The following is a 23,812-nucleotide window of genomic DNA, read 5'->3' as shown; positions in this document are numbered from 1 at the left end:
GCGATAATGCTTATTGGATTTAGATCTAAATTTAATAATTGCAGGATTTTATATTTTAAATTTCATTAAGAAGTCTCCAAGCCCAAAATGAGCTTGGAGATTGCGTTTTAACAAGAGAAGCAGGTCTTAAACTCGTAAGCGGTTGGGCGTGCTTCGTAAGGCCAAACCTGAGTTTCAAATTTCATGTGCTGATAAGTGTCGATGAAAAGATCGCTCATTATCGGTTTTAGGTATTCGTTATCGCGGATAAGTGCTTCAAGGCTGCCACGAAGTGTGTGTGGTAGCTGCTCGATGCCACGCTCTCTGATCTCATCTAGGTGAAGTTTAAATAAATTTTCATCCATCGGACCAACTGGCTCGTATTTGTTTTTAACGCCGTCAAGTCCTGCCATTAACATTGCTGAGAAGGCTAGATAAGGGTTTGCTGTGCTATCTGGAAATCTCATCTCAGCTCTAACTGACTTCTCGCCAGCGCCGTAAGGTATGCGGATGCTCGCTGAGCGGTTTTGGCTCGAGTAGGTTAGGATAGATGGCGCTTCAAAGCCTGGGATTAGGCGTTTGTAGCTGTTTGTGCTAGGGTTTGTGAAGGCTGCAACGCTTCTTGCGTGTTTTAAAACACCGCCGATGTAGTGCCTTGCAAAGTCACTTAAATTTGCGTAGTTGCCCTCTTTGTAGAATAAATTTTTACCATCTTTCCAGACTGATTGATGCACGTGCATGCCGCTGCCGTTGTCGCCATAAAGCGGTTTTGGCATAAATGTAACTGTCTTGCCGTTTAGGTGAGCGACCATGCGAACGACGTATTTGTAAATTTGAACGTTGTCAGCAGCCTCGACTAAGTTGCCAAATTTCACGCCGATCTCGCCTTGACCTTGTGCGACTTCGTGGTGTCCTAAAAATACTTCAAGGCCAACTTGCTCTAAAACCTGCATCATTTCGGCCCTTAGATCGACCATGCTGTCGATTGGCTGGGTCATCAAGTAGCCGCCTTTTCTGCGTGGGCGGTGACCTGTGTTGTAGCTATCTTTGAAGTCTGCAGCGTCGTTCCACTCGCCTTCTTCGCTATCTACTTGATACATCGCGCAGTTTGGGCTGTCGATGATTTTGACGTTGTCAAATACAAAAAATTCATTCTCAGGGCCAAAATATGCCTCGTCGCCAAGCCCACTATCTTTTACATATTGCATCGCTCTTTTTGCGATCGAGCGAGGACATTTTTCATAAATTTGACCTTTGTAAATGTCGTAGATATCGCAAAAAACGACGACTGTGATATCAGAGGTAAATGGGTCCAAAAACGCAGATGTCGCTTCTGGCTTCATTATCATATCGCTCTTGTCGATTGGCTGCCAGCCGTTCATCGAGCTAGCGTCCATTGGGATGCCGTTTGTGAAATTCTCTTTTGTAACAGCTTTTATGTTGTAGCTTATGCTGTGCCAAGCGCCGTTTAGATCGGTAAATCTAAAATCTACAAATTTAACTTCATTTTCTTTGCAAAAATCAAAAAAATGATCGATGTTTTGGACAAATTTTCCCATTTTTTATCTCCTTCTGGTTTTTAATTTTCGTATTGTATCACAAAATTTTATATTTAAGATTATTTTTATATTTTATTTGACCCCAAACTAAAATTTTACTAATTCTCTATCTCTATTTTTAAATATCGCACACTTTGAATACCCCAAATTTCTAGCTATCTGCTCGCAAATTTCGCCGTTTTTACCGATATCTTCTTTGGCATGAGCATCTGAGCCAAAGGTAATAGTGATGTCATTTTCAGCGATTAGCTCAAGTAAATTTACGCTTGGATATTGCTCGCCGATAGGCTTTCTAAAGCCAGCTGCGTTTATCTCGACTACCAAATTTGCCTCTTTTATCGCTTTTATAGCGTTTTTGGCTAGGATCCTGACATCTTTTTTGGGTAAAAATTTAAATAGCTTTAAAAGATCGATGTGTCCCATGATGTCAAATTTACCAAGCCTAGCCGATCTTTCTATGTGGTCAAAATACTCCTGCCAAATTTGATCCAAGTCTTTGCCCTCGTAGCCGCCGATAAATTCAGGGTTGTCAAACGCCCAGCCGTTAAAAAAATGCACAGAGCCTATTAGATAATCAACCTTTCTAGCAAAAACTCGCTCATCCATAAAGCCATCTAAAAAATCCATCTCATAACCAAGTAAAATTTCTATCTCACCGCTAAATTCATCTCTTAAACGTAAAATTTCGCCTTCGTAGCTTTGCATCTCTTCAAATTTCATCCTATAAGCTTCATCGTAGTTCATCGGCGCGTGATCGCTAAAGCCAAAGTATTTTGTGCCAGCTTTTATGGCGCATCTCACAAATTCTAGCGGTTCGCCAACTGCGTGGTTGCAAAGAGGTGTGTGGTTGTGAAGATCGACGGTCATTTTTAGCCTTTTAAAGTCGTTTATTTTTCAAAAATGCTACCTAAAATTTGATAAATTTAAAGATAAACGCATACTTTTTAAACTTTCTTTTTATTTAAATCCTATATAATCAAGGCAAATTTTATTAGGAGCTTTTATGACCCAAGAGGAACTTGACGCGCTTATGGCGGGCGGATTAGAGGATGATTTAGGTGATACTAAAGATGCCAGCCAAGAGGTCGCGGACGTCAAAGAGGAAACAGACGAGGTAGCAGAAGTTGCAGAGGCAATGAGTGCTAAAGCAGATGAGCCACAAGCAAATAGTTCAAAACATGGCGAAAACTATAGAGTGAGCGCAGACGGCGTTTGGCCACCACCACCACCGACTGAAGACCATAAAATGGTGCATCAGCTTGATGATGTGACAAGAGATAGCGAAGAGAAAGCTACTCAGATGTTTGACAAGCTTGAGACGATAAATAACTTTTTTATGGATGCCGAGAGCGACTCAAATAGCCTAAAAGAGGCGATAAACTCAAATGTTGAGCTATTTACGACACTAAGTGAGAAATTTCCAAATATTGCTGCATTTAGCGAGGCTTTAGAGAAAAACAACGCACTTCTTGGCACGATCGATAATATCATCGGAAATTTACAAATGGGACAAGATGAGATCATGATGGCTATGGATATGATGCAGTATCAAGACATCCACAGACAAAAGATCGAGCGTGTTATCAACGTTATGAGGGCGCTTAGCAAATATATGAATACCTTGTTTGAAGGTCGTATCGATGATGATAAACGCGTGGGATCTGCTGTTCATATCGCTGGTGATACAACGACTGAAAACCTTGTCAGCAACGACGACATCGAAGCCTTGATAGAAAGTCTAGGTAAAAAATAGTGCTAAAAAGGCCTGAGCTTTTATCTCCAGCTGGAAATTTAACAAAACTTAAAATCGCCCTTGAATACGGAGCCGACGCTGTTTATGGCTCGGTGGCTAGCTTTTCGCTAAGGACTAGATCGGCAAGGGAGTTTAACCTTGAAACATTCAAAGAGGCGATAGACTACACTCATGCAAAGGGAAAGAAATTTTATGCGACCATAAATGCCTTTCCTTTTAACTCTCAGATAGAGCCGCTAAAAAGGCACTTGCAAACCATCTCAGCGATGAAGCCAGATGCCTTTATCATCGCAACTCCAGGCGTCATGAGCCTAGCAAAAGAGATCGCTCCAGATATCGAGATACACCTCTCAACTCAGGCAAACGTTATGAACGTTTTGGACGCTAAAATTTATCATGATATGGGCGCAAAACGCATCGTCGTGGCACGCGAGATGAATTTAAAAGATGTTATAAAGATAAAAGAGGAAATTCCAACCCTTGACATTGAAATTTTCGTCCATGGCTCGATGTGCTTTGCCTACTCTGGCAGGTGCCTAGTAAGCTCAGTGCAAAGCGGACGTATGTCAAACCGCGGCAGCTGCGCAAACGACTGCAGATTTAAATATGAACTTTATGCCAAAAACGAAGAGAGCGGCGTGCTTTTCCGCCTAGAAGAGGACGAAAACGGCACTCACATCATGAACTCAAAGGATCTTTGCCTCATCTCGCACATCAAAGAGATCGTTGATAGCGGTGTCATTGATAGCTTTAAGATAGAGGGCCGCACAAAGAGCGAGTACTACGCAGCTTGCACGGCAAGAGCCTATAAAATGGCGATAGATGATGCCATGGATGATAAATTTGATGCGCAAATTTATGAAAATGAGATAAATACGCTGAAAAATCGTGGCTTTACGGACGGCTACTTGGTTCATAGACCTTATGAGCGAACCGATACGCAAAATCACACGAGCAGCCTAGAAGAGGGTACTCATCAGGTAAATGCTATAAGTGAAGACGGTGAGTTTTTTAAGTGTAAATATAAAATTTTCCCAGATAAGAGCTACGAGATCGTGGCGCCAACTGGCTCGCATATAGATGATAGTGAAAATGAAATTTCAAAGGTCTATTCGCAAGATGGCAAGAAATTTATCAAATTTAAGCAGCTTGTCACTAAAAAAGGCAAGGTCATGAGCGAAATTCACAGCGGCAATGAAAATGAGATAAACCTCGGCGTTAAGCTGCCAAAATTTAGTTTTTTAAGGGAGAAAATATGAAATTTGTTTCTATTATAATGGGAAGTAAAAGTGACTATGAGATCGTTAGCGAGACGGCAAAGACTCTGGAGAAATTTGGCGTAAAATATGAACTGATAATCAGCTCAGCCCACAGAAGCCCAAAAAGAACTAGCGAATACGTCGCAAATGCCGAGAAAAAGGGCGCAAAAGTCTTCATCGCAGCTGCTGGCATGGCGGCCCACCTAGCTGGAGCAATCGCTGCAAATACAACAAAACCAGTGATCGGCATACCAATGGCTGGCTCAGCTCTAAGCGGTGTTGATGCACTTTACTCAACTGTGCAAATGCCAAGTGGCATGCCAGTGGCGACCTTAGCTATCGGCAAGGCTGGTGCGATAAATGCAGCCTATCTTGCGGTGCAAATTTTAGCCCTTGAAGATGAGAGGCTAGCAAGCGCACTAAAGGCCGACAGAGAGGCAAAGATAAAGGCTTTAGAGGAAGACTCTTCAAAGGTTGAAGTGATACTATAAAAGGAGAAGCGGTGCAGACCTATCTTGGAGTTGATGAATTTTGCAAACTTGTGCACTTAGAGCGCGAAGTTATCGAGGATATGATAAATCGTGGCGTTTTAAAAACCAAAGAGGAAAATGGAGAAATTTTAATAGAAGCGAGCGAGGGAACGATGAGCGTGGTGCCTAGTGTTTCGCAAAATTTATCCTTGCAGCCGCAAAGCCAAGATGGTTTTAGCTTTGTCGAAAAGACGATCGGCACGATACTAAATTTACACGAAAAGGTGCTTGACGCAAAAGATGAGACACTTGAGACCTTAAGAAATGAGAATAAATTTTTAAAAGAGGCGCTCATTTCGATGCAAGAGCTCTATGACGAGGATAGAAAAACGGTAGAGACGCTTACAAAACAGCTTAAAATTTCACAAGATGAAGTTGAATTTTTAAAACGAAAATATAAGCTCATGTGGAATCAAGCGGTTGAAAATTTTAACGGACAAAAGTAGTTTATGAAGATTATAAATTTAGAAAATAGCTTTGAAATTTATGGAGTAAAAACTCGCACTAAAAATGAAGATGAAATGGACGGCAACGGCAAAATTCCAGCTTTATGGTCCAAATTTATGAGTGAATACTATGATGGCAAGAGTGAAATTTATAGTGTTTACTGTAACTACGAAAGTGATTTTAATGGACATTACGATAACTTCATCGGCACAATATCACGCCAAAAAGATAGTGAAAATTTAAATATACAAAGCGGAAAGTACGCTCTTTTTAGCTTTGCAAATGAGCCACAAAATGTTGCAAAATTTTGGGATGAAATTTGGAGATATTTTGAAAGTAGTGAGCTAGAAAGAGCCTATAAAACGGACTTTGAAAAATATCTAAAAGATAAAATAGAAATTTATATATCAATAAAATAAAAGGCACAAAATGACATTTTCACAAATAATACTAACGCTTCAAAACTATTGGCAAGAGCAAGGCTGCGTCATACTTCAACCATACGACATGCCAGCAGGTGCGGGCACATATCACCAAGCGACATTTTTAAGAAGCCTTGGACCAAAGCCGTGGGCGACCGCATACGTAGCTCCAAGCCGCCGTCCGACTGATGGCAGATACGGTGAAAACCCAAACCGCCTTGGCGCTTACTATCAGTTTCAAGTGCTCATAAAACCAAGCCCAGAAAATATCCAAGAGCTTTATCTAAAAAGCCTTGAAAGACTTGGTCTAAATTTGAAAAATCACGACATTCGCTTTGTCGAAGACAACTGGGAGAGCCCTACACTTGGCGCTTGGGGACTTGGCTGGGAGGTCTGGCTAGACGGCATGGAGGTTACACAATTTACCTATTTTCAACAAGTGGGTGGTATCGCATGCGAGCTCATATCTGGCGAGATAACATACGGCCTTGAGCGCTTAGCGATGTACTTGCAGGACGTAAATAGCGTCTACGACATCGTTTGGGATGACTCTAATGGCAACATAGTAACCTACGCTGACGTGCATAAACAAGGCGAGTATGAGTGGAGTAAATACAACTTTGAAGTGGCAAATGTTGATATGCTTTTTAACCAGTTTGAAAACGCATTTAACGAGTGCAAACGCTGCTTGGAGGCCAAAATTTCACTGCCAGCGTATGATTACTGCATGCTTGCAGCTCATACATTTAACGTCCTTGATGCGCGCGGAGCGATAAGCGTGACGCAAAGACAAGACTACATCTTAAAAATTCGCGAGCTTGCAAAAGAGTGCGCGCTAACATATAAAGAGAGCTTAGAGCAAAAGTAAAATTTGATGAAAATAGCTGAAATTTATAAAAACTTAGATGAAATTTGCCCATTTGCGAGCCAAGAGTCTTGGGACAATAGTGGCCTTCAAGTTGGCTCATTTGATAGCGAATTTGAGCGAATTTATCTAAGCCTTGATCTTGATAGTGAGCTTTTGCAAAATGTCTTGCCAAACTCGCTCATTATTACGCATCATCCGCTCATTTTTAAAGGGCTAAAGCGCCTAGACTACAGCCTCTATCCAAGCTCGCTCATAAGAGAGATGGTGATAAAAAATATCTCGCTCATCTCGCTTCACACAAATGCCGACCTTGTATTTTTAAATGAAAAATTTGCAACGCAGGTTTTGGGGCTTGAAATTTCAAGCAAAGAGGGCTTTTTGATCTATGCTGATGTGAAGATGAAATTTAGCGAGCTTTGTAAATTTGTAAAAGAAAAACTTGGGCTAGAAAATTTAAGAGCCGTTCATGCAAAAGATGAAATTTCTAAAATTTGCATCTGCACTGGAAGCGGCGCAGATCTCATCCAAGAGGTCAAAGCGGACGCCTTTTTAACGGGCGATCTAAAGTATCACCAAGCCCTTTATGCAAAGGAAAATGGACTAAATTTGATCGACATAAACCACTATGAAAGTGAGCGTTATTTTAGTGATTTTTTAGCAAAATATTTGCAAAATCTAAAAATTGAAGTTATAATAAGCAATTCTAAAAACCCATTTACATATTGCTAACAAAAAAAGGAAACATTATGAATAAATATTTGCAACAATTAGTTGAATTATCTGATCTTGACAAACAAATAGATGGTTTCACTCCGCGCATACAAGAAGTAGAAAAAGCCTATAAAAGCATAGAAGAAGAGTGTGAAACTATAGCGGTTAATGTAGAAAGACTTGACGAAGAGGTAAATGATCTAAAATCACAAAAATCAGGTACAAACGCTCACATCGCAGAATTTAGCGCCAAGATCAAAGATGTAGCTAAAAAAAGTTCAAGCGCAAAAAGCGAAAAAGAGATAAAAGCGCTAGGTCTTGAAGAAGATATCGCAAAAGAGCAACTTGAAGCAGCAAATGAAGAGATCGCTAGACTTGAAAAACTAATAGACAATAAAAATGCTCAAAAAGATGAGCTAAACGCTAAAAAAACAGAGCTTGAAGGAAATTTAGAAAAGATAAAAAGCGAGGTTTCATCTGAGCTTGAAAAGATCGAAAAAGAGCGCAAAGAGGTTTATGCTAAAAAAGATAAACTTGTCGCTGCGATGAACCAAAAAATCCTAGCATTTTACGAAAAGATCAGAAAATGGGCTCACAACACAGCCGTTGTGCCTGTTAAAAAACAAGCTTGTTATGGATGCTTTATGCAGATAAATGATAAAACTTTCTCTGCGGTTGTAAAAGGCGAAGATATCGTTACTTGCCCACATTGTGGCAGAATTTTATATAAACAAGAGCAATAACACGTTTCGTGATAATAATATATTATTTTTTAGCCTCAATACTCTACTTTTTTGGGGCTATTTTTCTACTTTTATTAAGTTTCAAAAAAAAATACCATAGATCAATCCCAGCACGTTTTTTTCTCTTTAATAATCCTAAATTTCAAGATGCAGATGTGCATTTTCACGCTTGCTCATTTGGCGAAGTGCAAGCGCTTAAACCATTGATGCAAAAATTTGACAGCAAAGCCATAAGTGTGGTGACAAATACAGGCTTTGAAGCGGCAAGTAAAATTTGCTCTAACACAAGATTTTTGCCATTTGAAATTTTCTTGCCATTTTGGCTAAAAAAGAGCAAAATTTTAGTCATTTTTGAGGCTGAGCTTTGGCTCATGCTAGTTTTCATGGCAAAGCTAAAAGGCAGTCGCGTGATACTGATAAACGCTAGAATTTCAGATAGAAGCTATAAAAGTTATTTAAAATTTGGCTTTTTTTATAGATATCTTTTTAAATTTATAGATAAAATTTACGCCCAAAGCGAGCTTGATAAAGAGAGGCTAAAAACGCTAGGAGCAGGTGAAATAGAGGTTGTTGGCAACATAAAAGCTGCGTTTTTACCAAGTGTAAGCAAAATTTATGAAAAGCCAAAAGCTAGAGTGATCGTGCTAGCAAGCACGCATGCGGGCGAAGAAGAGATGATTTTAGATAATTTAAATTTAAAAGAAAACGATCTTTTAATCATCGCACCACGCCACCCTGAGAGATTTGCAGAGGTTGAAAAGCTAGCATGCGAATACGCTAAAAAGTATGGCTTTAGCTTTGCTAAATTTAGCCAAAGGCATAAATTTGAAGCTAAAGTAAATTTGCTTGATACTTTAGGCGAGCTTGTAAATGTCTATGCTATTAGCGATATAGTCGTGCTTGGAGGCAGTTTTGTGCCAAATATCGGCGGGCATAATCCAATCGAGTGCGCACAATTTAACCCAGTGATAATTAGCGGTGAGTTTATATTTAATCAAAAGGCGTTATTTAGCCTAGTTGAAAACATCTATATCGCAAAGGCTAGCGAGATCGGCGGCATAATGGGTAGTGACGCCAAAAAGAGCAAGATCGCCGTGCAAGCCAGTGCTGATGCGATCATAGAAGATATAAGGAGCACTTTATGAGTGAAGAAAAAGCGTATAAAATTTTAGCCAAGCAAAAAAACATCTCAAACAACGAGGCAAAGGAGCTAATCGACAGCGGGCTAGTCTATGCCAAGGGGCAAAAGGTGATGATCGCTCGTGCGCTAATGAGCGAAAATACTAAATTTAGCGTCGAAGAGATGCCAAAGCCAAGCGTTATCTTTGAAGATGAAAATTTAATAGCCATTAACAAACCAGCTGCCATCACTAGCGAAAAAATCAGCCAAATGTATAAATTTCCACTCCTTCATAGGCTAGATAAAGATACAAGCGGCGTGCTGCTTCTTGTAAAAAATGATGAATTTGCTAGCCTTGCCATAAATGAGTTTAAAAAGATGAAGGTTGAGAAAATTTACGTGGCCGCAGTTAGGGGCATCATGAGCGAGGAGGTCGTCGTAGATGAGCCGATCTTAACGATAAAAAATAAAAATGGCGCCTTTTCAAAGATCTCAAAAGATGGCAAAGAGGCGATCAGTGAAATTTCACCGCTCATGGTTGCTGGTAAAAAAACGCTGGTAAAAGTTGCCATAAAAACAGGCAGAACGCATCAGATAAGAGTGCATTTGGCTAGCTTAAATTTACCTATCGTTGGCGATGAGAAATACGGCAAAAATAGGGCAAATAGAATGTTTTTGCATGCCTATTCTATCGCTCTTTTAAACTATAAATTTAAAGCGCCGATCCCAAGAGAATTTAACTCTCTTGGATTTGAGCTATCTAATAAATTTGAAATTTAAAGAGCAATAAAGAAATTATTTAGTAATATACGCCCTTTAATAACAACTTAGAAAGGTGATTAGTGTTCGAACAAATTAGCGAGTCTTTTAGATTAGCCGTTAGCAAGATACGTTTTGTAGATGATGAAAAAGCTCTAAAAAACGCACTTGACGTGCTCAAAAAAGCTCTTTTAAAAGCTGATGTTCACCACAAAGTCACCAAAGATCTACTCGCATCTATCGAAAGCGAATTAAAGCAAACTGGCGTTGGTCAAAAGAATTTCTTAGATGCGATCAAGTCAAATTTAACGACTATCTTAACAGCCCCTGGTAATCAAGGCTTTGTCTATGCGCCAGTTGCACCGACTATCGTTTTGATGGCTGGTTTGCAAGGTAGCGGTAAAACTACGACAACTATCAAGCTTGCAAACTATCTAAAACTAAGAAAGAAAAAAGTTTTAGTTGCGGCTTGCGACTTGCAAAGATTAGCAGCGGTTGAGCAGCTAAGACAGCTCTGCGTTGCAAACGAGATTGATCTTTTTTATATAGAAAATGAAAACAACCCTATAAAAGTAGCAAAAGAAGCACTAGAAAAAGCAAAAAGCGGCCTTTATGACGTGCTTTTAGTGGATACTGCTGGTCGTCTTGCGATCGATGAAAAGTTGATGCAAGAGATAAAAGATGTAAAAAATGCGATAAATCCACATGAAATTTTCTACGTAGCTGACGCTATGAGCGGACAAGATGCCGTAAAGACAGCTACAAGTTTTAATGAACTTTTGGGAATTTCTGGAGTTATCCTTTCTAAATTTGACTCTGACTCAAAGGGCGGCGTAGCTATTAGCATCGCAAAACAGCTAAATATCCCACTTAGATTTGTCGGTACTGGCGAGAAAGTAGCTGATATCGAAAGCTTTATACCAGATCGTATCGTAAGCCGTATAATGGGCGAGGGTGACTTAGCTACTTTGGTCGAGAAAACATCGACTATTATCGATGAAAAAGAGGCAAAACGTCTAAATCAAAAGATAAAAAAAGGTCAGTTTAACTTTAATGACTTTTTAGATCAAATGGAAAGCGTTAAAAAGCTTGGTAGCATGAAGTCTTTGATGGGTATGATACCTGGACTTTCAAATATTGCAAATCAGATAAAAGATATAGATCTTGATAATTCAAAAGAAATTTTGCATATTAAGGCTATGATAAACTCTATGACACAAAAAGAGCGTGAAAATCCAGACCTTTTAAACAATAGCAGAAAAAGGCGTTTGGCAGCTGGCTCTGGACTATCTCAAGTAGAGGTAAATCGCTTTTTGAAGCAGTTTGAAAATGCCTCAAAGCTTGCTAAGAAATTTTCAGGAAAGGGCGGAGCAAAAGGACTTGCAAACATGCTTTCACAAGCAAATTTAAAAAGACCTGTTTGACAAAAGGGTTTAAATTTGGATATTTGTTATCTAAATTTAAGCTTTATTTAAAAACAAGAGGAGAATATAATATGGCAACAGTAGTAAGACTAACAAGAATGGGACGTAAAAAAAGACCTTTTTATCGTATAGTTGTTACAGATAGCAGAAAAAGACGCGATAGCGGTTGGATAGAGAGCATTGGTTATTACAACCCTATGGTTGAGCCAAATGTTATAAATTTCAACAAAGAGAGATTGGATTACTGGAAAAGCGTCGGTGCTAAACTTAGCGACAGAGTTGCACAAATTACAAAATAATGGTTGAAAATTTTTTATACGAATACGCCAAGCTGATAGCTGATTTTCCTGAAAAGGTGACTATTGAGCGTAAAGAGCTTGGTGAAAATTTTGTCGAGATCATTATAAGTGCCGATAAGGTTGATACTGGAAAGCTTATTGGCAAAGACGGCAAAATGATAAATGCTATAAAGACCGTTATTATTGGCTGTAAAGCTAAAGACAATACAAGTTATAGAGTAACGGTAAAAGCTATTGAATAGTGATATTGTTGAAGTCGCTACTATCGGGAGATGTGTTGGTTTAAAGGGCTATTTAAAGCTTCACAACAAGAGCGACTTCCCAGAGCAATTTAAAAAAGGTGTAACCTTTTTTGATAAAAACAGTGTTCAGCTCACAATAAAAGACTATAACAGACAAAAAGAGCTGGTTTTGTTTGAAAATTTTGATGACTTAGATATTGCCAAAACACTTGTAAATAGAACTATCTATACCACAAAAGAACTTACTAGAAAAAACTGCAAACTAAAAAAAGATGAATTTTTTCAGTTTGATATCATTGGTTTAAAAGTTGTAGAAAACGGCGAAATTTTAGGTATCGTAGAAGATATTCAAGATAATTTTGCAAACTCACTTTTATACATAAAAACTGATGAAGTGCTTATTGCGGCTGGCAAACCAAAGAATTTCTACATTCCATATTTGGAGCGTTTTATCGAAAGCGTAAATTTGGATAGTGGAGAGATTTTAGTAAAAGGCGCTAGAGATATCTTAGAAAATTCATGAAATTTACTTTTATTACACTTTTTGAAAATTTAGTCAAACCTTACTTTTGCGATTCTATTTTAAAACGTGCAATTAGTAATAAATTTATAGAAACTGATTTCATAAATCCAAGAAATTTTACCAACGATAAACATAATAAAGTTGATAACTATATGATCGGAGGTGGAGCAGGGCTTTTGATGTTTCCGCAGCCTTTAGATGAGTCGATCAAATTTTTAAAAGAAAAAGACAAAAATGCCCATGTTATTTTTTTGACGCCAGCTGGTAAAAAATTTAGTCAAAATGACGCGAAAAGGCTCTCTAAAAAAGATCATATTTGCTTTGTCTGCAGTAGATATGAAGGTCTTGATGAGAGAGTTGTTGAGCTTTGGGCGGACGAAGTTTTTTGTATAGGTGATTTTATTTTAACTGGCGGAGAGCTGCCTGCACTTTGCATGAGCGACGCGATATCAAGAAATGTGCCCGGAGTTTTAGGAAACGACATGAGCCTTGAAGTGGAGAGTTTTGAAGGTAATTTGCTTGAAGCCCCATCTTTTACAAAACCTGATAATTTTAAATCCCTCTTTGTGGTTTCAGAGTTTTTAAAGGGTAATCATGCTAAAATCCACAACTTAAAAAACAAGATGGCTCACTGCAAAACAAGGTACTTTCGCCCTGATTTATATCAAAAGCTAAAGCCACATAAATAAGGAAAAACATGAGAAATAAATACATTGAAGCGTTTGAAAATGCTCAAATTGCTGGTAAGAATATCCCTGACTTCCGTGCAGGAGATACATTGCGTGTGGCTACTCGTATTCACGAGGGAGACAAAACGAGAATTCAAAATTTTGAAGGTATTTGTATAGCTAGACGTGGTAGCGGCACCGGCGAAACATTTATAATCAGAAAAATAGGCGCTAACAGTGTTGGTGTTGAGAGAATTTTCCCAATATTTAGCGACTCTATCGAAGAGATAAAGGTTCTTAGAAAAGGTCGTGTTAGAAGAGCTAAGCTATTCTACCTACGCGAACTTCGTGGAAAAGCTGCTAAGATTCGCGAACTTAGAAAATAAAACTTTTTCCCTGAAATTTTCAGGGATTCTCCCCTACAAACTATATTTAAAATCATTTTTATATTACTCGATATTTATACTTCATTAATTACTCTTTGCTAGAATTTTACTTCAAATTTACTTTTAAGGAACAAAAATGAAAAAGATTTTGATTTCACTTGCAGCTATTACATCTTTGGCTATGGCAGCAATCAATCTAAACACAGCTACAAAAGAGGAACTTATGAGTCTTGATGGTATCGGCAGTGCAAAAGCAGATGCTATCATCGAGTATAGAAAAGCAAATAAATTTAACTCAATCGACGATCTTAAAAATGTAAATGGTATCGGCGATAAAACTTTTGATAACCTAAAAGGTGAAATTTCTACTACTGGCAAGAGCGAAGTAAACGAAAAAGCAAAAGCTGGTAAGAAGAAAATGGATGAGGCAAAAGACGAGATGAAAGAAAAAATCTCTGATAAAAAAGATAAATTTAAAAAGAAAGCTTCTAAAACTAAAGAAGAGCTAACTTCTAGTAAAGAAGATGAAACTAGTATTGGTGAAAAAGCAAAAGACGAAAAAGACAAAGTTGTTGACAAAGTAAAAGAAAAGAAAGAAAAAGCTGCTTCAAAAGCTAAATCTAAAAAAGAAAAACTTAAAGAAAAACTAGAGAAATAAAACATTTTAAAACCTGCTTGTCTTTACAAGTGGGTTTTATAAAGTCATATTTTTTGTTTTAATTATAATTGATAAAAATTATTATAACCTTCTTTAAAATTCATTGATCCGATAATTTGCTTCATTTTAATCTTACTAAAATATTTAGTCAAGGTGTTTTGCTAATTTGTCTCAAAATACCTGCCATCTAACTTTACCAACTAAAAATTTGTATGGAATTACACCGAAAAAACGACTATCAAAAGAGTGATTGCGGTTGTCGCTAATCATGTTTGGTGGGTTTTAACTCCAATGGAGTAAAATCTAATGACAAGATTGACGCATACACCAAACGCGAAAGCGACGAGTTTCAAACTCCAACGGAGTAAATTCTAATTCTGAATTTTTGAATTTTTGCCCTGAATATGGCTTGTTTCAAACTCCAACGGAGTAAATTCTAATTAACAATGAGCTAGTTGATCTTTTAGAGCAAGCGTGTTTCAAACTCTAACGGAGTAAATTCTAATAAATCCAAGCGTGCCACGTCGTTTTGGCACGTGCGTTTCAAACTCCAACGGAGTAAATTCTAATAACATCGAAATCGTGATTTTTACTTCATCTTGATAGAGTTTCAAACTCCAACGGAGTAAATTCTAATTTTATTAGCTTTCATAGTTTTTTCTTATTTGATTTAGTTTCAAACTCCAACGGAGTAAATTCTAATCAAAGAAAACAATCACAGCACCAAAGAAAGAGTTGTTTCAAACTCCAACGGAGTAAATTCTAATAGCACCAAAAAGCCTATTTTATAGGCATTCTAGTGCAAGAAGTCTATATTTTTTCGCCTTAAATTTGACTAAAATTTAGCCATGTGCAAATACGCCAAGCCCCAAATTTCAAGCTTTTTAAAATCTTAAAAAACGCTTTATTAAAATACGATTTCACTCCCACCTAAAGCCTTCATAAGGCGCGTCCTCGCAGATGCACTTTTTGAGCTTGTTTACTTCGCGGCGGATCACCTGCCTCCACGTTAGCTCCCTACCGCCCACCGTGAGCGTCTCGCAAAGGCGCGAGATCATCTTTAGCTCGATCTTTTGCACTGCGTCGTTGCTAAATTTTATCCTGCCAGCGTCCGTTTGGAAGTCCTTTGCGGTGATCTCTTTTTTATTTAGCATATTAAAAATCAACGTGTCGCCCAAGATCGGCTTAAAAATCTCCGCAAGGTCGAGGTGAAGGCTTAGCGCGCGGTAGTTTGGCTCGTGCAAAAAGCCGATGCGAGGATCTAGCTCGGTCTTGTAAATTTCGCTTAGGCAGATGTTGTAGATACGCGTATTTACGTAGCTTATAAAGCTATTTATCTTATCAGCGGGTGGGCGTTTTGAGCGGACGGTAAATTTAAAGCTTCGCTGATCTGCGATGATCTCGTTCCACTTCTCGTAGTAGAGCTTTTGAAATGCACCCTCTACCGCCATGATAGCAGGCACACTAGTGGCGGCATCTAGTGCTCTGATGTGAGGCTGCACGTCAAATTTTACGCCGTGTCTTTTGCAGTTTGCAGCGTCATTTATGATGTGAGCTCTAGTGATCTCACGCGCGATATATGCACGCTTGATCGGATCGTCAAAAGAGCGGAGCTGGCAAAGCAGCACAAAGCCGCTTTTATTTACGGAGTTTGGCGTGTTTGGGTAGAAATTCCCGCGAAAGCTCTGATACGGACTAAAGATGTGCAAAAGGATGTTATTATCCGCTAAAAATGCGATGGTGTAGGTGTCGATCTGCACCTTTGCCAGCACGTAAATTTCATCGATCGCATTTATCGGCAGGATCTTGCACGAAGCTCGCTCGCCCATCTCGTCAAATTTTTCAAAATAGATATTGTTATCTTGCCTATAAAGCCTACCTGGACTAAGTATAAAGTGCGTCCTGTCGCTCTTTTGCATATTTGCTCCTTAGCTAAATACCGGGCTATTTTTATCTACGCCGATGACGATGCGCTCGGAGTATTTTAGTGAGTTAAATGTATAGATGACGATGGAGTCTAGCTCGCTTACGCACTCTTTTTGCAGCGTCTTGCTTAGCTTTTTAAAGTCGCTCTCGCGGATCTCGCCCTCATAGACTGAAAACTGCACGCGAGGCAGAAATTTCTCGACCGCTTTTCTGATGCGATTTGCGTTATTTCGCTCTTTTTGCTCGCGCCCTGCGATGTCGTAAAAAAGTATCATATACATCTTCTCTCCTAAGCAGTGCAATAGTCGCGATATGCGCAGTTTTGGCAAAATTTGCCCTGCGTAAATTTGGGCGGCTTTTCTAAATTTGCAAGCGCGCTTATCTCGCCTAAAATTTTCTCTACTAGAGCGAAATTTTTGCCGGTATCCTCCACTAAAATCACCTTTTTACCGCTTATTAGTTTGCCTTTTACCTCTTTTAAATTTAAGCCCGTTTTTAAAAGATAGATGTAAAAAAGTAGTTGCATCTTGCCTGCAAGCTCGTTTTTTAGGCTCTTTTTGTATTCGGTGATAAGATAATGTCCGCGCTGCTTGGAAAGTTTGTCGAATTTCAAATTTGAAAATGCAAAGTCCTGCAAATCGCTCTCTTTGATATCAGCCAAAGCCTTGCCCATTAGCACGTTTTCGTCTTCTTGGTCCGCGTGGATCTGATGCGCGTAAAGCCACGCCTCACGCTTGCAGGTGACGTAGTAATTCACAAGTGTGCCGGTGATCTGATCTTTTGAGAACATTAGTCAAATACCTCGTCCTCAATATCCAAATTCGTATCTTTTTTAAGGCCACACTCGGCACTATAAAAATAAGACGAGCCAAACGGCAGATAAAACATATCTTTAAGCCCATTTATCTGTTTTAAATTTGGCATTAGCTTATTCATATCTTTTAACGCTACGTTTATGCTAAATTTCGACAACTTTCTGATGTGGTTTTTAAAAAGATCTCTTATGGTAAATTTCTCATTCGGACTATTTTTGATCTCAAAAATTTTAGCTTCAAAATCTTTAATGAAATTTTCTTTAGGCTCGATTATTATGGTTTGTTTGTAGTTGTCGTTCATGATTTCCTCTATTTTTTGATTGATATTTTCAAATTCTAGCTTTTCTATCTCACTTTTTATATGCAAATTTTCTAGTTGATTGCTTATCTTTTGAAAATACAAATTTGAAATTTCTAAAATTTCGCTCTCTCGCACCTCTTTTTGCTTAAGATCGCTCAAAATAGCCCCGCTTACTTTATATAGATCGCCGTAAATCAAATTTGTAAATTTACTTATTTCAGGAAAGACGTATAGCTCGCCGCAAATTTCTCCAAAATGCCTATTTATGCGCCCTGCTGTTTGTATGATAGAGCTAATGGGCGAGACTTCGCGAAACCCAATGTCAAAGTCAAGATCCACTCCAGCTTCTATGGACTGCGTGGAGATAAGTAAAATTTTGCTTGCGAGCGGATCAACTTTGCTTTTATCTATCGCGCACCTTACGGCCTCTATAGTAGCGCGCTTGTGATCATCATACATATATCCGTTTAGGCAAAAGCAGTTAAATTTATCCCTTAGTTTTGTAAAAAGCTCCTGCGCTTTTTTGATAGTATTTACGACGACTAGAGTATTTTTATCGCTTGCAGCCTCGCAAATCTTTTCTAAAAGCCTGTCTTCGCCGCCTATATCAAGCCATTTTATGACATATCTATCCTGCTTTGCAAAATAGTCTAAATTTGAAATTTCTTTAAAATTTTCACTTTTGATAACTGGCATCGTTGCCGACATAAATATAAAAATAGTGTCAAGCCTCTGCGAAATGATCTCGCAAAGCAGGATAAAATCTTTTCTAAAGTTATATGGGATTGCTTGCGCTTCATCGATGATAACGACGCTATTTTTTAGCTGATTAAATTTAACATTATCTTTGTTTTTGTTACCAAATAGCGCAAATATCAGCTGATAAAGCGTGGTTATGTTTATCTCGCCACTAAAAGATTCCATTAGAAATTTAATCTTTGAGTATCTATCCTCTTGGGTTAAATTTTCTTCGCCTATTGTCGTTTTGTGATGTGCCTTGCTGACCAAAATATTGCTATTTTTATAAATTTTCGCGACTATATCGTAGGTTTGATCGATTATTGAGGTAAAAGGAAGCGCATAAATTATGCGAGGTTTATTAAATTTCAATGCAAAATTTAATGCCGTCAAAGTCTTGCCATAGCCTGTAGGCGCAGTTAAAGTAAAAAGTTTGTAGTTTTCGTCAAAGTTGTTTAAGACGAAATTTCTAAACGCATCTCGCTTTTTATTTGGCGGCAAATTTTGGATATCACTCTCTAAAACATCTATCGGTATATTTTTGGTTTGCTGTTTTGGTATGCTAAAGATAGCTTCAAATTTATCGCTATAAATCAAATTTGAATATAGGCTTTTGAAATTTATAAAGTCCTCGTAGGTAAATTTGTACCTGTACTGCGATAAAACTAAGTATTGACGAAGCTTTTTTGCTCTATCTAAAAACTCATCTTTTTTTGTAGATAATCCCGAGTAGATCTTGATATTTTTAGCAGCATTAGCCACTTCATCCCACCGCTCTAGCTCTTTTTGGTTTTTAAAAAATTTATTAGCTTCTCTGGCTAGCGTCATTAAATTTACCACGTCGCCGTGGTGTGAAACGATGGCAAGAAAGCCAAATAGGGTTGATATCTCATCAAATTTTGAGTTTAACAAGAAAAAATATGCCGACAAAAGCGAGTGGTTTTTATCCAGCTTGTCGTTTGAAGTATCTTTGATGTAAATTTGAAAATTATTCTTCAGTTTTGCGATGTCGTGGTAGAGTTTGACCTGCTTACCCAGCTCATCGTCGTCAGGCGAGATCATATTTTTTATATGATTTTCTAAAAGTTTATTTGGATGCGACCAAAATTCGTCAAATAAAATAGACTCTTTCATTATTTATCTGATAAATATTTCCATGATTTTTAGATTTTATAAGCTCTTTGCCGTTTATCTCCATCACAAAGTCTTTAAAATCTTTAAAAATTCGCCCATTTTCGCAGCCACAAGGCATTCTTGCCGTAGTTAATTTCGCATTTTCATTAATGCCTTCAAAAATAAAATCATTCATAAGCGTAAATGTATTTATAAAGCTTTCATCTTGCGATATTTTTTCGCATATTTTTATATCGATCCAGCTAAAATCAGCTATGCAAAAATTTATCCCAAGATAGGGCGTAAAGGCGGTTTTATGCTCTTTTAAATTTGAGATTATTTTATCTTGATAGCTTTGTTCTAAATTTTCTAAATTTAAAAATACGACATAAGATGGCGAGCAGATTAGCTCTCTGTAAAACTGCTTTTTCTCTTTTGCGTTTTGATAGCCTTCCTCTATGTGCATATTGCTTGAGAGGGCAAATTTTATGCCATTAAAGACAAAGCTCTTTTTTAAAATTTGCCTATCTATTTTTACGCTATATTGGATGTTTGAAAGCTTAAAGTATTCTTCTTCGCCTATAACAGCGCCTAAAAAGCCCATTATAGTGGTCTTTGGTGGCACTGGATAGGTCAAGCTAGAATAAATCGTCGCTGGATGCGAAAAATGAGCGTAATCTCCAAATAATCTAAAAGCAACAATGCTCATTTTATGCCTCTATCTTTTTCCAGCTGCTGTCAAAATTTTCTTTGTTTATCGTTTCAAAATCATAATCGCTCATATACTCTATCTTTTCTATATTTGCGGCGTATCTTGCGAGTTTATTTTTTAAATTTGTAAAGTCGATAGTGTATTCGTTTATGCTTCTTATCACTCTATCTTCTTTTTCGCTTTTTAGGCTTATGCTATTGTTTAGATCGCCTGCAAACGTATCGTCTTTGTATGTGATGATTAGCATAAATCTTGGAGTTTGACCGATTTTGGAGCGAGTTGTTAGGTTTTTAGTGCCGTGCCACAAAGCTTTTAAAATTTTAGCCTCATCGGCTTCGTTAAAGCCTGTTTTTGCTGCATTATAGTTGTCTATGATGCCGTAAGTGGCAAAAATAGCGTATTTTATAAATTCCTCTTCTCTAAAAGTCGCTTGATCTTTTTGTTTTTTTGGATCATTTGGATCGTAGTCGCTAGCAAAAGCGCCAGTTCCTTTAACATGCTCTACTTCGACCTTGTTTAGGGATTTGCTTAGTCTAAACTGCACTGGTCCAGTAAATTGAACGCCTGCAGTTTTTATCTCTTTGTCTTGTTTCATCTCGTCTTTATCTGAAATAGGCAAAACTCCACCAAATGCGCGGATATCGATAAATTTAGACAAAATTTCTTTTTGCAGTTCGCTTTTGTTTTGCTTTATATTTATACTTTGTCTGATCGCAGTTTTAGCGTCTAGCAGAGCGTCTTCTATCCTATACTCCTTTATAAAAATCGACGCCTCATCTTTTTTCATGATCTCATCTCTGATAGTTCTTTTTATACGCACGTCCGTCACCTCGGCTACACCAGTTTCATCATCTCGCCTAGGAGCGTTATCCTTTAGCATATCGCCGTTTGGGTTCCAGTTCTCTCCGTCCCATAAAAAAAGTATCTCTTTTTTTTGCATCTTATTCTCCTTATTTTGTTTTTTCTTTTATAAATTTACGATAGTCGCTTCCGCCCATAGCAAAGGCAAGCGTAGTATGCGAGGTTTTTACTATCTTTTTCTCCTTAGAAAAGACCTGCGGTAAAATTTCGATCAAACACTCTTTTATGTTTTCAATGTTAGCATTTGGCTTGCCAGAAGCGGCCTTAAGCTTTCTAATCATCTCATCGCACTTGGTCCAAATTCGCTCTAAATTTTCCATGCTTATCGATCCGCAGTCATTGAGCCAGTTGCTAAAAGATACGCCGCCGTTCACGCCAAGCTGCCAGTTTATCATTGCTGCGCTTAGCATACCGAGCAAATAAGCGCTAATGAGCGCATCGTTTTGATTTAAAAACTCGCTATTTTTGATTAGCTCTTTGATCAGTTCTTTTTTATCGGTTAAATTTTCCAAATCGCACTCCTTTTGAAAGACTAGTTTTTTGTTTAAGACATTGATCTCATTAAAGAAATTTTGGTATTTTGCAATATTTTCAAACTTTCTTTCTTTATAAAAATCGTTAAAGTATTTGCTCCATTCCAACTTTTTTGCGTAACTTTTATTGACGCTACCATAATAAATCAGATCGCTATATCTTTCTATCATAATCTCTAAATCAAATTTATTTCTTGATAGTAAAAAGCTCATCACGCCAAGCCTGCTTTCAAATAAATTTTGCAGATAAATTGTCTCATCTGTGCCACTATTTTTTTCATAGAAGGCTTTTATGTTAAAACGGCTCATTAAATTTGAGATGCGAGAGATAAAAGATGGTAAAACATCGTCTATCGCAAGCTTTAAATCGATAGCAGCATTGCTTTGCGTGTAAAATAAAATCGTATTTAAAACAGGCAAATTTTCCTGCTTTTTAGCTGTTGCCTCGAGATAATAATCTATGCTAAATTTTATGGCTTCCTCGGCTATTTCAATATTTTTTATGTCGCTCTTTGAAGTCTCTTCAAATATCTTTACAATCTCTTCTAAATTTACTGAGCTACTCAAAATAGTCGGTAAAATAGCTATTTTCATACCATAAAAATTATGCGATAGCTTATCTTTTATCGCTTTAAAGCCATTTTCTACCTTTTTTGCGCTATTGGCGCTCAGTGGCAGGAGCTTTGATTTGATAAATTGCATATTAGCAGGCATCTCATTTACCGAGCAAAATGCTAAATTTGCATCGCCGCCGACACCCTTTTCATTTGTCAAGATATCATATCCGTAAGATGATTTTTGCTCTTTTACGCTGATATGATTTTCAAAAATTTGCTTAAAATATGCAGAAACTGGCTTGCCATTATACGAGAGCGAGAAAAAAGTAGCGACTTTTTTGCCTTTTTCGTTTTTTAGCTCATCAAGACATTTGATCTCATCTATAATACCAACAAAATACTCTTCGTTTATGCTTGATAGTATGGATAAAATAGCGTCTTTTTCTATAATGCTTGGCTCAAAAAAGGAGAGCAAATTTGAAATAGATTTCAAAATGCCTCTTATAAATTTAGCTTCGTCTTTATTTATTTCTTTGGATAAAAATTGAGAATTTGGGAAAAGATTGCCAGAATTTGCTCCAACGCCAAATCTACATATTATTAGATCATCTTTGCTTATATTTAAATTTGGTTCGATCTGCTTGGTCGCTATGTCGCAAAGATAGACTTTGATCTTATCGTATTTATGAGCGCCATTTTTGAGCTTAAGCTCTTCTTTTTCATATACCTCGCCTATGTCAGCAAGAATTTTAACTATATCAGCCAAAACATGCTCCTTAAACTAAGTAAGCATTACTTTACTCCAAATATTTTTAAAAGTCAAGTTATCATATTTTATACAAAGATATTTTGATCTATTGCCTATTTTATTGTACAATAATCCAAGAAAAGCAAGCCAAATAGTAGTCTCCTTGTAGGATTTGAAATTCATATTTTATTCAACTTGCTTTTCTTCTACCACTTCTAAAAACCCTAGTCCGCAGTTCATACATCCACTACCAACCCCCACATCAAGGATCAAATTTATAAGCTCTGGCCTTGCTTTGATGTGCCATTTTGCAGGCCATGCCTTGACTGGCATATTGTTGTTGCCATAGAAAAAATAAAAAGGTTTTTGTAAATTTTGCCAAAGCAAATTTAGCTCAAACTTGCCCTCGTATTTGTACCCCATAAGTGTTTCAAATCTTTGCAGCGCGTTTGTTTTCATCATTTCAAGATGCCTGGAGTCTTGCGGCTCAAGATGCACTTTGTATCCCAAAAGTCCAACGACCGAACACGCTACGCATCCTTGTAAAACGGCTTCATTTTGTGAAATTCTATGCTCTTTTACTGACACAGACGTATTAAGCAAACAAATATTGCCAAGTTTTAATCCATCTTTTAGCACAGCAAAAGCGATCGTTTTTTCAAATTCTGGTACAAACGAGCTAAATCTTATCTCTAAACTTAAACCATTTAATCTAAAATCAAAATTTGATCTTTTAAAATTTTTACCACTCTCTTTATGGGTGTATCCGTCATGTTCAGCCTTTGGCAAATAGCTGTAAATATAGCCTTGCATGAGCTTGGATAAAGACTTTGTTATTTTTAAATTTTGAGTAGGTAGGCGTGAATTTATAATGATCATCCTTACTCCTTATTTGTTACTAAAATGGATTATAACTCAAAATTTTGTAAAAAATTGACAATTATATAAAATAAATTTTTTAGATTTTAAATTTTATATTAAAATAATATATATAGAAAAAAACAAAAACTTATTTTAAAATTCAAATGATCTTTTCTTGACATATAATAATGTTTTTTGTATAATCTCAATTCTTTTTTAAATAACTATGTCTTGCTAGCTCAGTCGGTAGAGCATCTCACTTTTAATGAGGGGGCCGTTGGTTCGAATCCAACGCAG

At 37.5% G+C, this 23,812-nt stretch carries 28 protein-coding genes and 1 CRISPR repeat array; of the genes, 17 read left to right on the top strand and 11 right to left on the bottom strand.

The features are described 5' to 3' along the window. Window positions 1–107: 107 nt before the first annotated feature. Both glnA and CVS81_RS03210 read right to left on the bottom strand, forming a co-directional pair. Complete coding sequence (gene glnA / locus CVS81_RS03215; RefSeq protein ID WP_009294014.1) at window positions 108–1,538, bottom strand: type I glutamate--ammonia ligase; 1,431 nt, start codon at window positions 1,536–1,538, stop codon at window positions 108–110. Window positions 1,539–1,625: 87 nt separating this feature from the next. Then, the gene (locus CVS81_RS03210) at window positions 1,626–2,405 is read right to left on the bottom strand and encodes a histidinol-phosphatase (RefSeq protein WP_107965074.1); all 780 of its coding nucleotides are present in this window, start codon (window positions 2,403–2,405) and stop codon (window positions 1,626–1,628) included. A 136-nt stretch (window positions 2,406–2,541) separates the two neighbouring features. On the opposite strand from CVS81_RS03210, the gene CVS81_RS03205 reads away from it, so the two are divergent. From CVS81_RS03205 to CVS81_RS10185, 17 genes are all read left to right on the top strand, one after another. After that, window positions 2,542–3,291: a chemotaxis protein gene (locus CVS81_RS03205; RefSeq protein WP_103596045.1), complete on the top strand. Its 750-nt coding sequence runs from the start codon at window positions 2,542–2,544 to the stop codon at window positions 3,289–3,291. Continuing rightward, entirely contained in the window at window positions 3,291–4,550 is a 1,260-nt protein-coding gene (locus CVS81_RS03200; RefSeq protein ID WP_107965073.1) for a peptidase U32 family protein, read from the top strand. Before CVS81_RS03205 ends, CVS81_RS03200 begins: the two co-directional genes overlap by 1 nt. Continuing rightward, window positions 4,547–5,041, top strand: a complete 495-nt coding sequence (gene purE / locus CVS81_RS03195) for a 5-(carboxyamino)imidazole ribonucleotide mutase (protein WP_021089599.1) — start codon at window positions 4,547–4,549, stop codon at window positions 5,039–5,041. The genes CVS81_RS03200 and purE overlap by 4 nt, the downstream gene beginning before the upstream one ends. Before the next feature lie 11 nt (window positions 5,042–5,052). After that, window positions 5,053–5,526 carry a DUF3972 domain-containing protein gene (locus tag CVS81_RS03190; RefSeq protein WP_002942132.1) on the top strand — a complete coding sequence of 158 codons (474 nt, stop codon included), beginning with the start codon at window positions 5,053–5,055 and terminating at the stop codon, window positions 5,524–5,526. A gap of 3 nt (window positions 5,527–5,529) precedes the next feature. Further along, a complete protein-coding gene (locus CVS81_RS03185) occupies window positions 5,530–5,946 on the top strand; it encodes a GyrI-like domain-containing protein (protein ID WP_107965072.1) in 417 nt (138 codons plus the stop codon). A 10-nt stretch (window positions 5,947–5,956) separates the two neighbouring features. Next, complete coding sequence (glyQ, locus tag CVS81_RS03180) at window positions 5,957–6,817, top strand: glycine--tRNA ligase subunit alpha (protein WP_021084368.1); 861 nt, start codon at window positions 5,957–5,959, stop codon at window positions 6,815–6,817. 6 nt (window positions 6,818–6,823) lie between these two features. Next, the gene (locus CVS81_RS03175; RefSeq protein ID WP_107965071.1) at window positions 6,824–7,546 is read left to right on the top strand and encodes a Nif3-like dinuclear metal center hexameric protein; all 723 of its coding nucleotides are present in this window, start codon (window positions 6,824–6,826) and stop codon (window positions 7,544–7,546) included. Between the two features lie 17 nt (window positions 7,547–7,563). Next, a complete protein-coding gene (locus CVS81_RS03170) occupies window positions 7,564–8,271 on the top strand; it encodes a zinc ribbon domain-containing protein (RefSeq protein WP_002941798.1) in 708 nt (235 codons plus the stop codon). Window positions 8,272–8,279: 8 nt separating this feature from the next. Then, entirely contained in the window at window positions 8,280–9,416 is a 1,137-nt protein-coding gene (waaA, locus tag CVS81_RS03165; protein ID WP_107965070.1) for a lipid IV(A) 3-deoxy-D-manno-octulosonic acid transferase, read from the top strand. Beyond that, a complete protein-coding gene (locus tag CVS81_RS03160) occupies window positions 9,413–10,171 on the top strand; it encodes an RluA family pseudouridine synthase (protein WP_107965069.1) in 759 nt (252 codons plus the stop codon). Before waaA ends, CVS81_RS03160 begins: the two co-directional genes overlap by 4 nt. Before the next feature lie 62 nt (window positions 10,172–10,233). Then, window positions 10,234–11,574, top strand: coding sequence for a signal recognition particle protein (gene ffh / locus CVS81_RS03155; RefSeq protein ID WP_107965068.1), 1,341 nt, complete (start codon window positions 10,234–10,236; stop codon window positions 11,572–11,574). Between the two features lie 71 nt (window positions 11,575–11,645). Continuing rightward, window positions 11,646–11,873, top strand: coding sequence for a 30S ribosomal protein S16 (rpsP, locus tag CVS81_RS03150; RefSeq protein WP_009293992.1), 228 nt, complete (start codon window positions 11,646–11,648; stop codon window positions 11,871–11,873). Beyond that, window positions 11,873–12,115 (top strand): KH domain-containing protein, encoded by a 243-nt coding sequence (locus CVS81_RS03145; RefSeq protein ID WP_107965067.1) that lies wholly within the window; start codon window positions 11,873–11,875, stop codon window positions 12,113–12,115. The genes rpsP and CVS81_RS03145 overlap by 1 nt, the downstream gene beginning before the upstream one ends. Further along, a complete protein-coding gene (gene rimM / locus CVS81_RS03140; protein ID WP_107965066.1) occupies window positions 12,108–12,638 on the top strand; it encodes a ribosome maturation factor RimM in 531 nt (176 codons plus the stop codon). Before CVS81_RS03145 ends, rimM begins: the two co-directional genes overlap by 8 nt. Then, window positions 12,635–13,327, top strand: coding sequence for a tRNA (guanosine(37)-N1)-methyltransferase TrmD (trmD, locus tag CVS81_RS03135; RefSeq protein ID WP_107965065.1), 693 nt, complete (start codon window positions 12,635–12,637; stop codon window positions 13,325–13,327). The genes rimM and trmD overlap by 4 nt, the downstream gene beginning before the upstream one ends. A gap of 8 nt (window positions 13,328–13,335) precedes the next feature. Beyond that, window positions 13,336–13,692, top strand: coding sequence for a 50S ribosomal protein L19 (gene rplS, locus CVS81_RS03130; RefSeq protein WP_002941851.1), 357 nt, complete (start codon window positions 13,336–13,338; stop codon window positions 13,690–13,692). A gap of 136 nt (window positions 13,693–13,828) precedes the next feature. Next, window positions 13,829–14,350: a helix-hairpin-helix domain-containing protein gene (locus tag CVS81_RS10185; RefSeq protein ID WP_199907143.1), complete on the top strand. Its 522-nt coding sequence runs from the start codon at window positions 13,829–13,831 to the stop codon at window positions 14,348–14,350. A 171-nt stretch (window positions 14,351–14,521) separates the two neighbouring features. Here the strand turns inward: CVS81_RS10185 and CVS81_RS03120 are convergent, their stop codons facing one another. The 9 genes from CVS81_RS03120 to CVS81_RS03080 all read right to left on the bottom strand — a co-directional run bounded on the left by CVS81_RS03120 (window position 14,522) and on the right by CVS81_RS03080 (window position 23,533). Beyond that, complete coding sequence (locus CVS81_RS03120; protein ID WP_107965064.1) at window positions 14,522–14,620, bottom strand: S26 family signal peptidase; 99 nt, start codon at window positions 14,618–14,620, stop codon at window positions 14,522–14,524. 8 nt (window positions 14,621–14,628) lie between these two features. Further along, window positions 14,629–15,117: a CRISPR direct-repeat array (repeat unit 30 nt; unit sequence GTTTCAAACTCCAACGGAGTAAATTCTAAT). Between the two features lie 153 nt (window positions 15,118–15,270). After that, window positions 15,271–16,269 carry a CRISPR-associated endonuclease Cas1 gene (gene cas1, locus CVS81_RS03115; RefSeq protein WP_107965063.1) on the bottom strand — a complete coding sequence of 333 codons (999 nt, stop codon included), beginning with the start codon at window positions 16,267–16,269 and terminating at the stop codon, window positions 15,271–15,273. A 9-nt stretch (window positions 16,270–16,278) separates the two neighbouring features. Beyond that, a complete protein-coding gene (gene cas2 / locus CVS81_RS03110; RefSeq protein ID WP_107965062.1) occupies window positions 16,279–16,557 on the bottom strand; it encodes a CRISPR-associated endonuclease Cas2 in 279 nt (92 codons plus the stop codon). 8 nt (window positions 16,558–16,565) lie between these two features. Then, on the bottom strand, window positions 16,566–17,066 hold the full coding sequence (locus CVS81_RS03105; RefSeq protein WP_107965061.1) for a CRISPR-associated protein Cas4: 501 nt from the start codon (window positions 17,064–17,066) through the stop codon (window positions 16,566–16,568). Beyond that, entirely contained in the window at window positions 17,066–19,264 is a 2,199-nt protein-coding gene (locus CVS81_RS03100; RefSeq protein ID WP_107965060.1) for a CRISPR-associated helicase/endonuclease Cas3, read from the bottom strand. The genes CVS81_RS03105 and CVS81_RS03100 overlap by 1 nt, the downstream gene beginning before the upstream one ends. Next, entirely contained in the window at window positions 19,242–19,952 is a 711-nt protein-coding gene (gene cas5, locus CVS81_RS03095; RefSeq protein ID WP_107965059.1) for a CRISPR-associated protein Cas5, read from the bottom strand. Before cas5 ends, CVS81_RS03100 begins: the two co-directional genes overlap by 23 nt. A 1-nt stretch (window position 19,953) precedes the next feature. Further along, entirely contained in the window at window positions 19,954–20,895 is a 942-nt protein-coding gene (gene cas7b, locus CVS81_RS03090) for a type I-B CRISPR-associated protein Cas7/Csh2 (RefSeq protein WP_107965058.1), read from the bottom strand. A 10-nt stretch (window positions 20,896–20,905) separates the two neighbouring features. Further along, window positions 20,906–22,672 carry a TM1802 family CRISPR-associated protein gene (locus tag CVS81_RS03085; RefSeq protein WP_107965057.1) on the bottom strand — a complete coding sequence of 589 codons (1,767 nt, stop codon included), beginning with the start codon at window positions 22,670–22,672 and terminating at the stop codon, window positions 20,906–20,908. A gap of 168 nt (window positions 22,673–22,840) precedes the next feature. Then, the gene (locus CVS81_RS03080) at window positions 22,841–23,533 is read right to left on the bottom strand and encodes a CRISPR-associated endoribonuclease Cas6 (protein WP_107965056.1); all 693 of its coding nucleotides are present in this window, start codon (window positions 23,531–23,533) and stop codon (window positions 22,841–22,843) included. Window positions 23,534–23,812: the final 279 nt, after the last annotated feature.

Origin of the sequence: Campylobacter concisus (assembly GCF_003049065.1) — a bacterium.
GTDB lineage: Bacteria > Campylobacterota > Campylobacteria > Campylobacterales > Campylobacteraceae > Campylobacter_A > Campylobacter_A concisus_BE.
This window is presented reverse-complemented; position numbering and strand designations above follow the sequence as displayed.

Excerpts from the sequence above, each read along its gene's own strand:
- cas7b (WP_107965058.1), bottom strand. The coding sequence starts at position 20,895 with ATGCAAAAAAAAGAGATACTTTTTTTATGGGACGGAGAGAACTGGAAC.
- glyQ (WP_021084368.1), top strand. The coding sequence starts at position 5,957 with ATGACATTTTCACAAATAATACTAACGCTTCAAAACTATTGGCAAGAG.
- cas5 (WP_107965059.1), bottom strand. The coding sequence starts at position 19,952 with ATGAGCATTGTTGCTTTTAGATTATTTGGAGATTACGCTCATTTTTCG.
- CVS81_RS03170 (WP_002941798.1), top strand. The coding sequence starts at position 7,564 with ATGAATAAATATTTGCAACAATTAGTTGAATTATCTGATCTTGACAAA.
- CVS81_RS03205 (WP_103596045.1), top strand. The coding sequence starts at position 2,542 with ATGACCCAAGAGGAACTTGACGCGCTTATGGCGGGCGGATTAGAGGAT.
- trmD (WP_107965065.1), top strand. The coding sequence starts at position 12,635 with ATGAAATTTACTTTTATTACACTTTTTGAAAATTTAGTCAAACCTTAC.
- cas2 (WP_107965062.1), bottom strand. The coding sequence starts at position 16,557 with ATGTATATGATACTTTTTTACGACATCGCAGGGCGCGAGCAAAAAGAG.
- CVS81_RS03210 (WP_107965074.1), bottom strand. The coding sequence starts at position 2,405 with ATGACCGTCGATCTTCACAACCACACACCTCTTTGCAACCACGCAGTT.
- CVS81_RS03160 (WP_107965069.1), top strand. The coding sequence starts at position 9,413 with ATGAGTGAAGAAAAAGCGTATAAAATTTTAGCCAAGCAAAAAAACATC.
- rplS (WP_002941851.1), top strand. The coding sequence starts at position 13,336 with ATGAGAAATAAATACATTGAAGCGTTTGAAAATGCTCAAATTGCTGGT.
- glnA (WP_009294014.1), bottom strand. The coding sequence starts at position 1,538 with ATGGGAAAATTTGTCCAAAACATCGATCATTTTTTTGATTTTTGCAAA.
- rpsP (WP_009293992.1), top strand. The coding sequence starts at position 11,646 with ATGGCAACAGTAGTAAGACTAACAAGAATGGGACGTAAAAAAAGACCT.
- CVS81_RS03080 (WP_107965056.1), bottom strand. The coding sequence starts at position 23,533 with ATGATCATTATAAATTCACGCCTACCTACTCAAAATTTAAAAATAACA.
- CVS81_RS10185 (WP_199907143.1), top strand. The coding sequence starts at position 13,829 with ATGAAAAAGATTTTGATTTCACTTGCAGCTATTACATCTTTGGCTATG.
- CVS81_RS03105 (WP_107965061.1), bottom strand. The coding sequence starts at position 17,066 with ATGTTCTCAAAAGATCAGATCACCGGCACACTTGTGAATTACTACGTC.
- CVS81_RS03175 (WP_107965071.1), top strand. The coding sequence starts at position 6,824 with ATGAAAATAGCTGAAATTTATAAAAACTTAGATGAAATTTGCCCATTT.
- cas1 (WP_107965063.1), bottom strand. The coding sequence starts at position 16,269 with ATGCAAAAGAGCGACAGGACGCACTTTATACTTAGTCCAGGTAGGCTT.
- CVS81_RS03100 (WP_107965060.1), bottom strand. The coding sequence starts at position 19,264 with ATGAAAGAGTCTATTTTATTTGACGAATTTTGGTCGCATCCAAATAAA.
- purE (WP_021089599.1), top strand. The coding sequence starts at position 4,547 with ATGAAATTTGTTTCTATTATAATGGGAAGTAAAAGTGACTATGAGATC.
- CVS81_RS03185 (WP_107965072.1), top strand. The coding sequence starts at position 5,530 with ATGAAGATTATAAATTTAGAAAATAGCTTTGAAATTTATGGAGTAAAA.
- CVS81_RS03120 (WP_107965064.1), bottom strand. The coding sequence starts at position 14,620 with ATGATTAGCGACAACCGCAATCACTCTTTTGATAGTCGTTTTTTCGGT.
- CVS81_RS03145 (WP_107965067.1), top strand. The coding sequence starts at position 11,873 with ATGGTTGAAAATTTTTTATACGAATACGCCAAGCTGATAGCTGATTTT.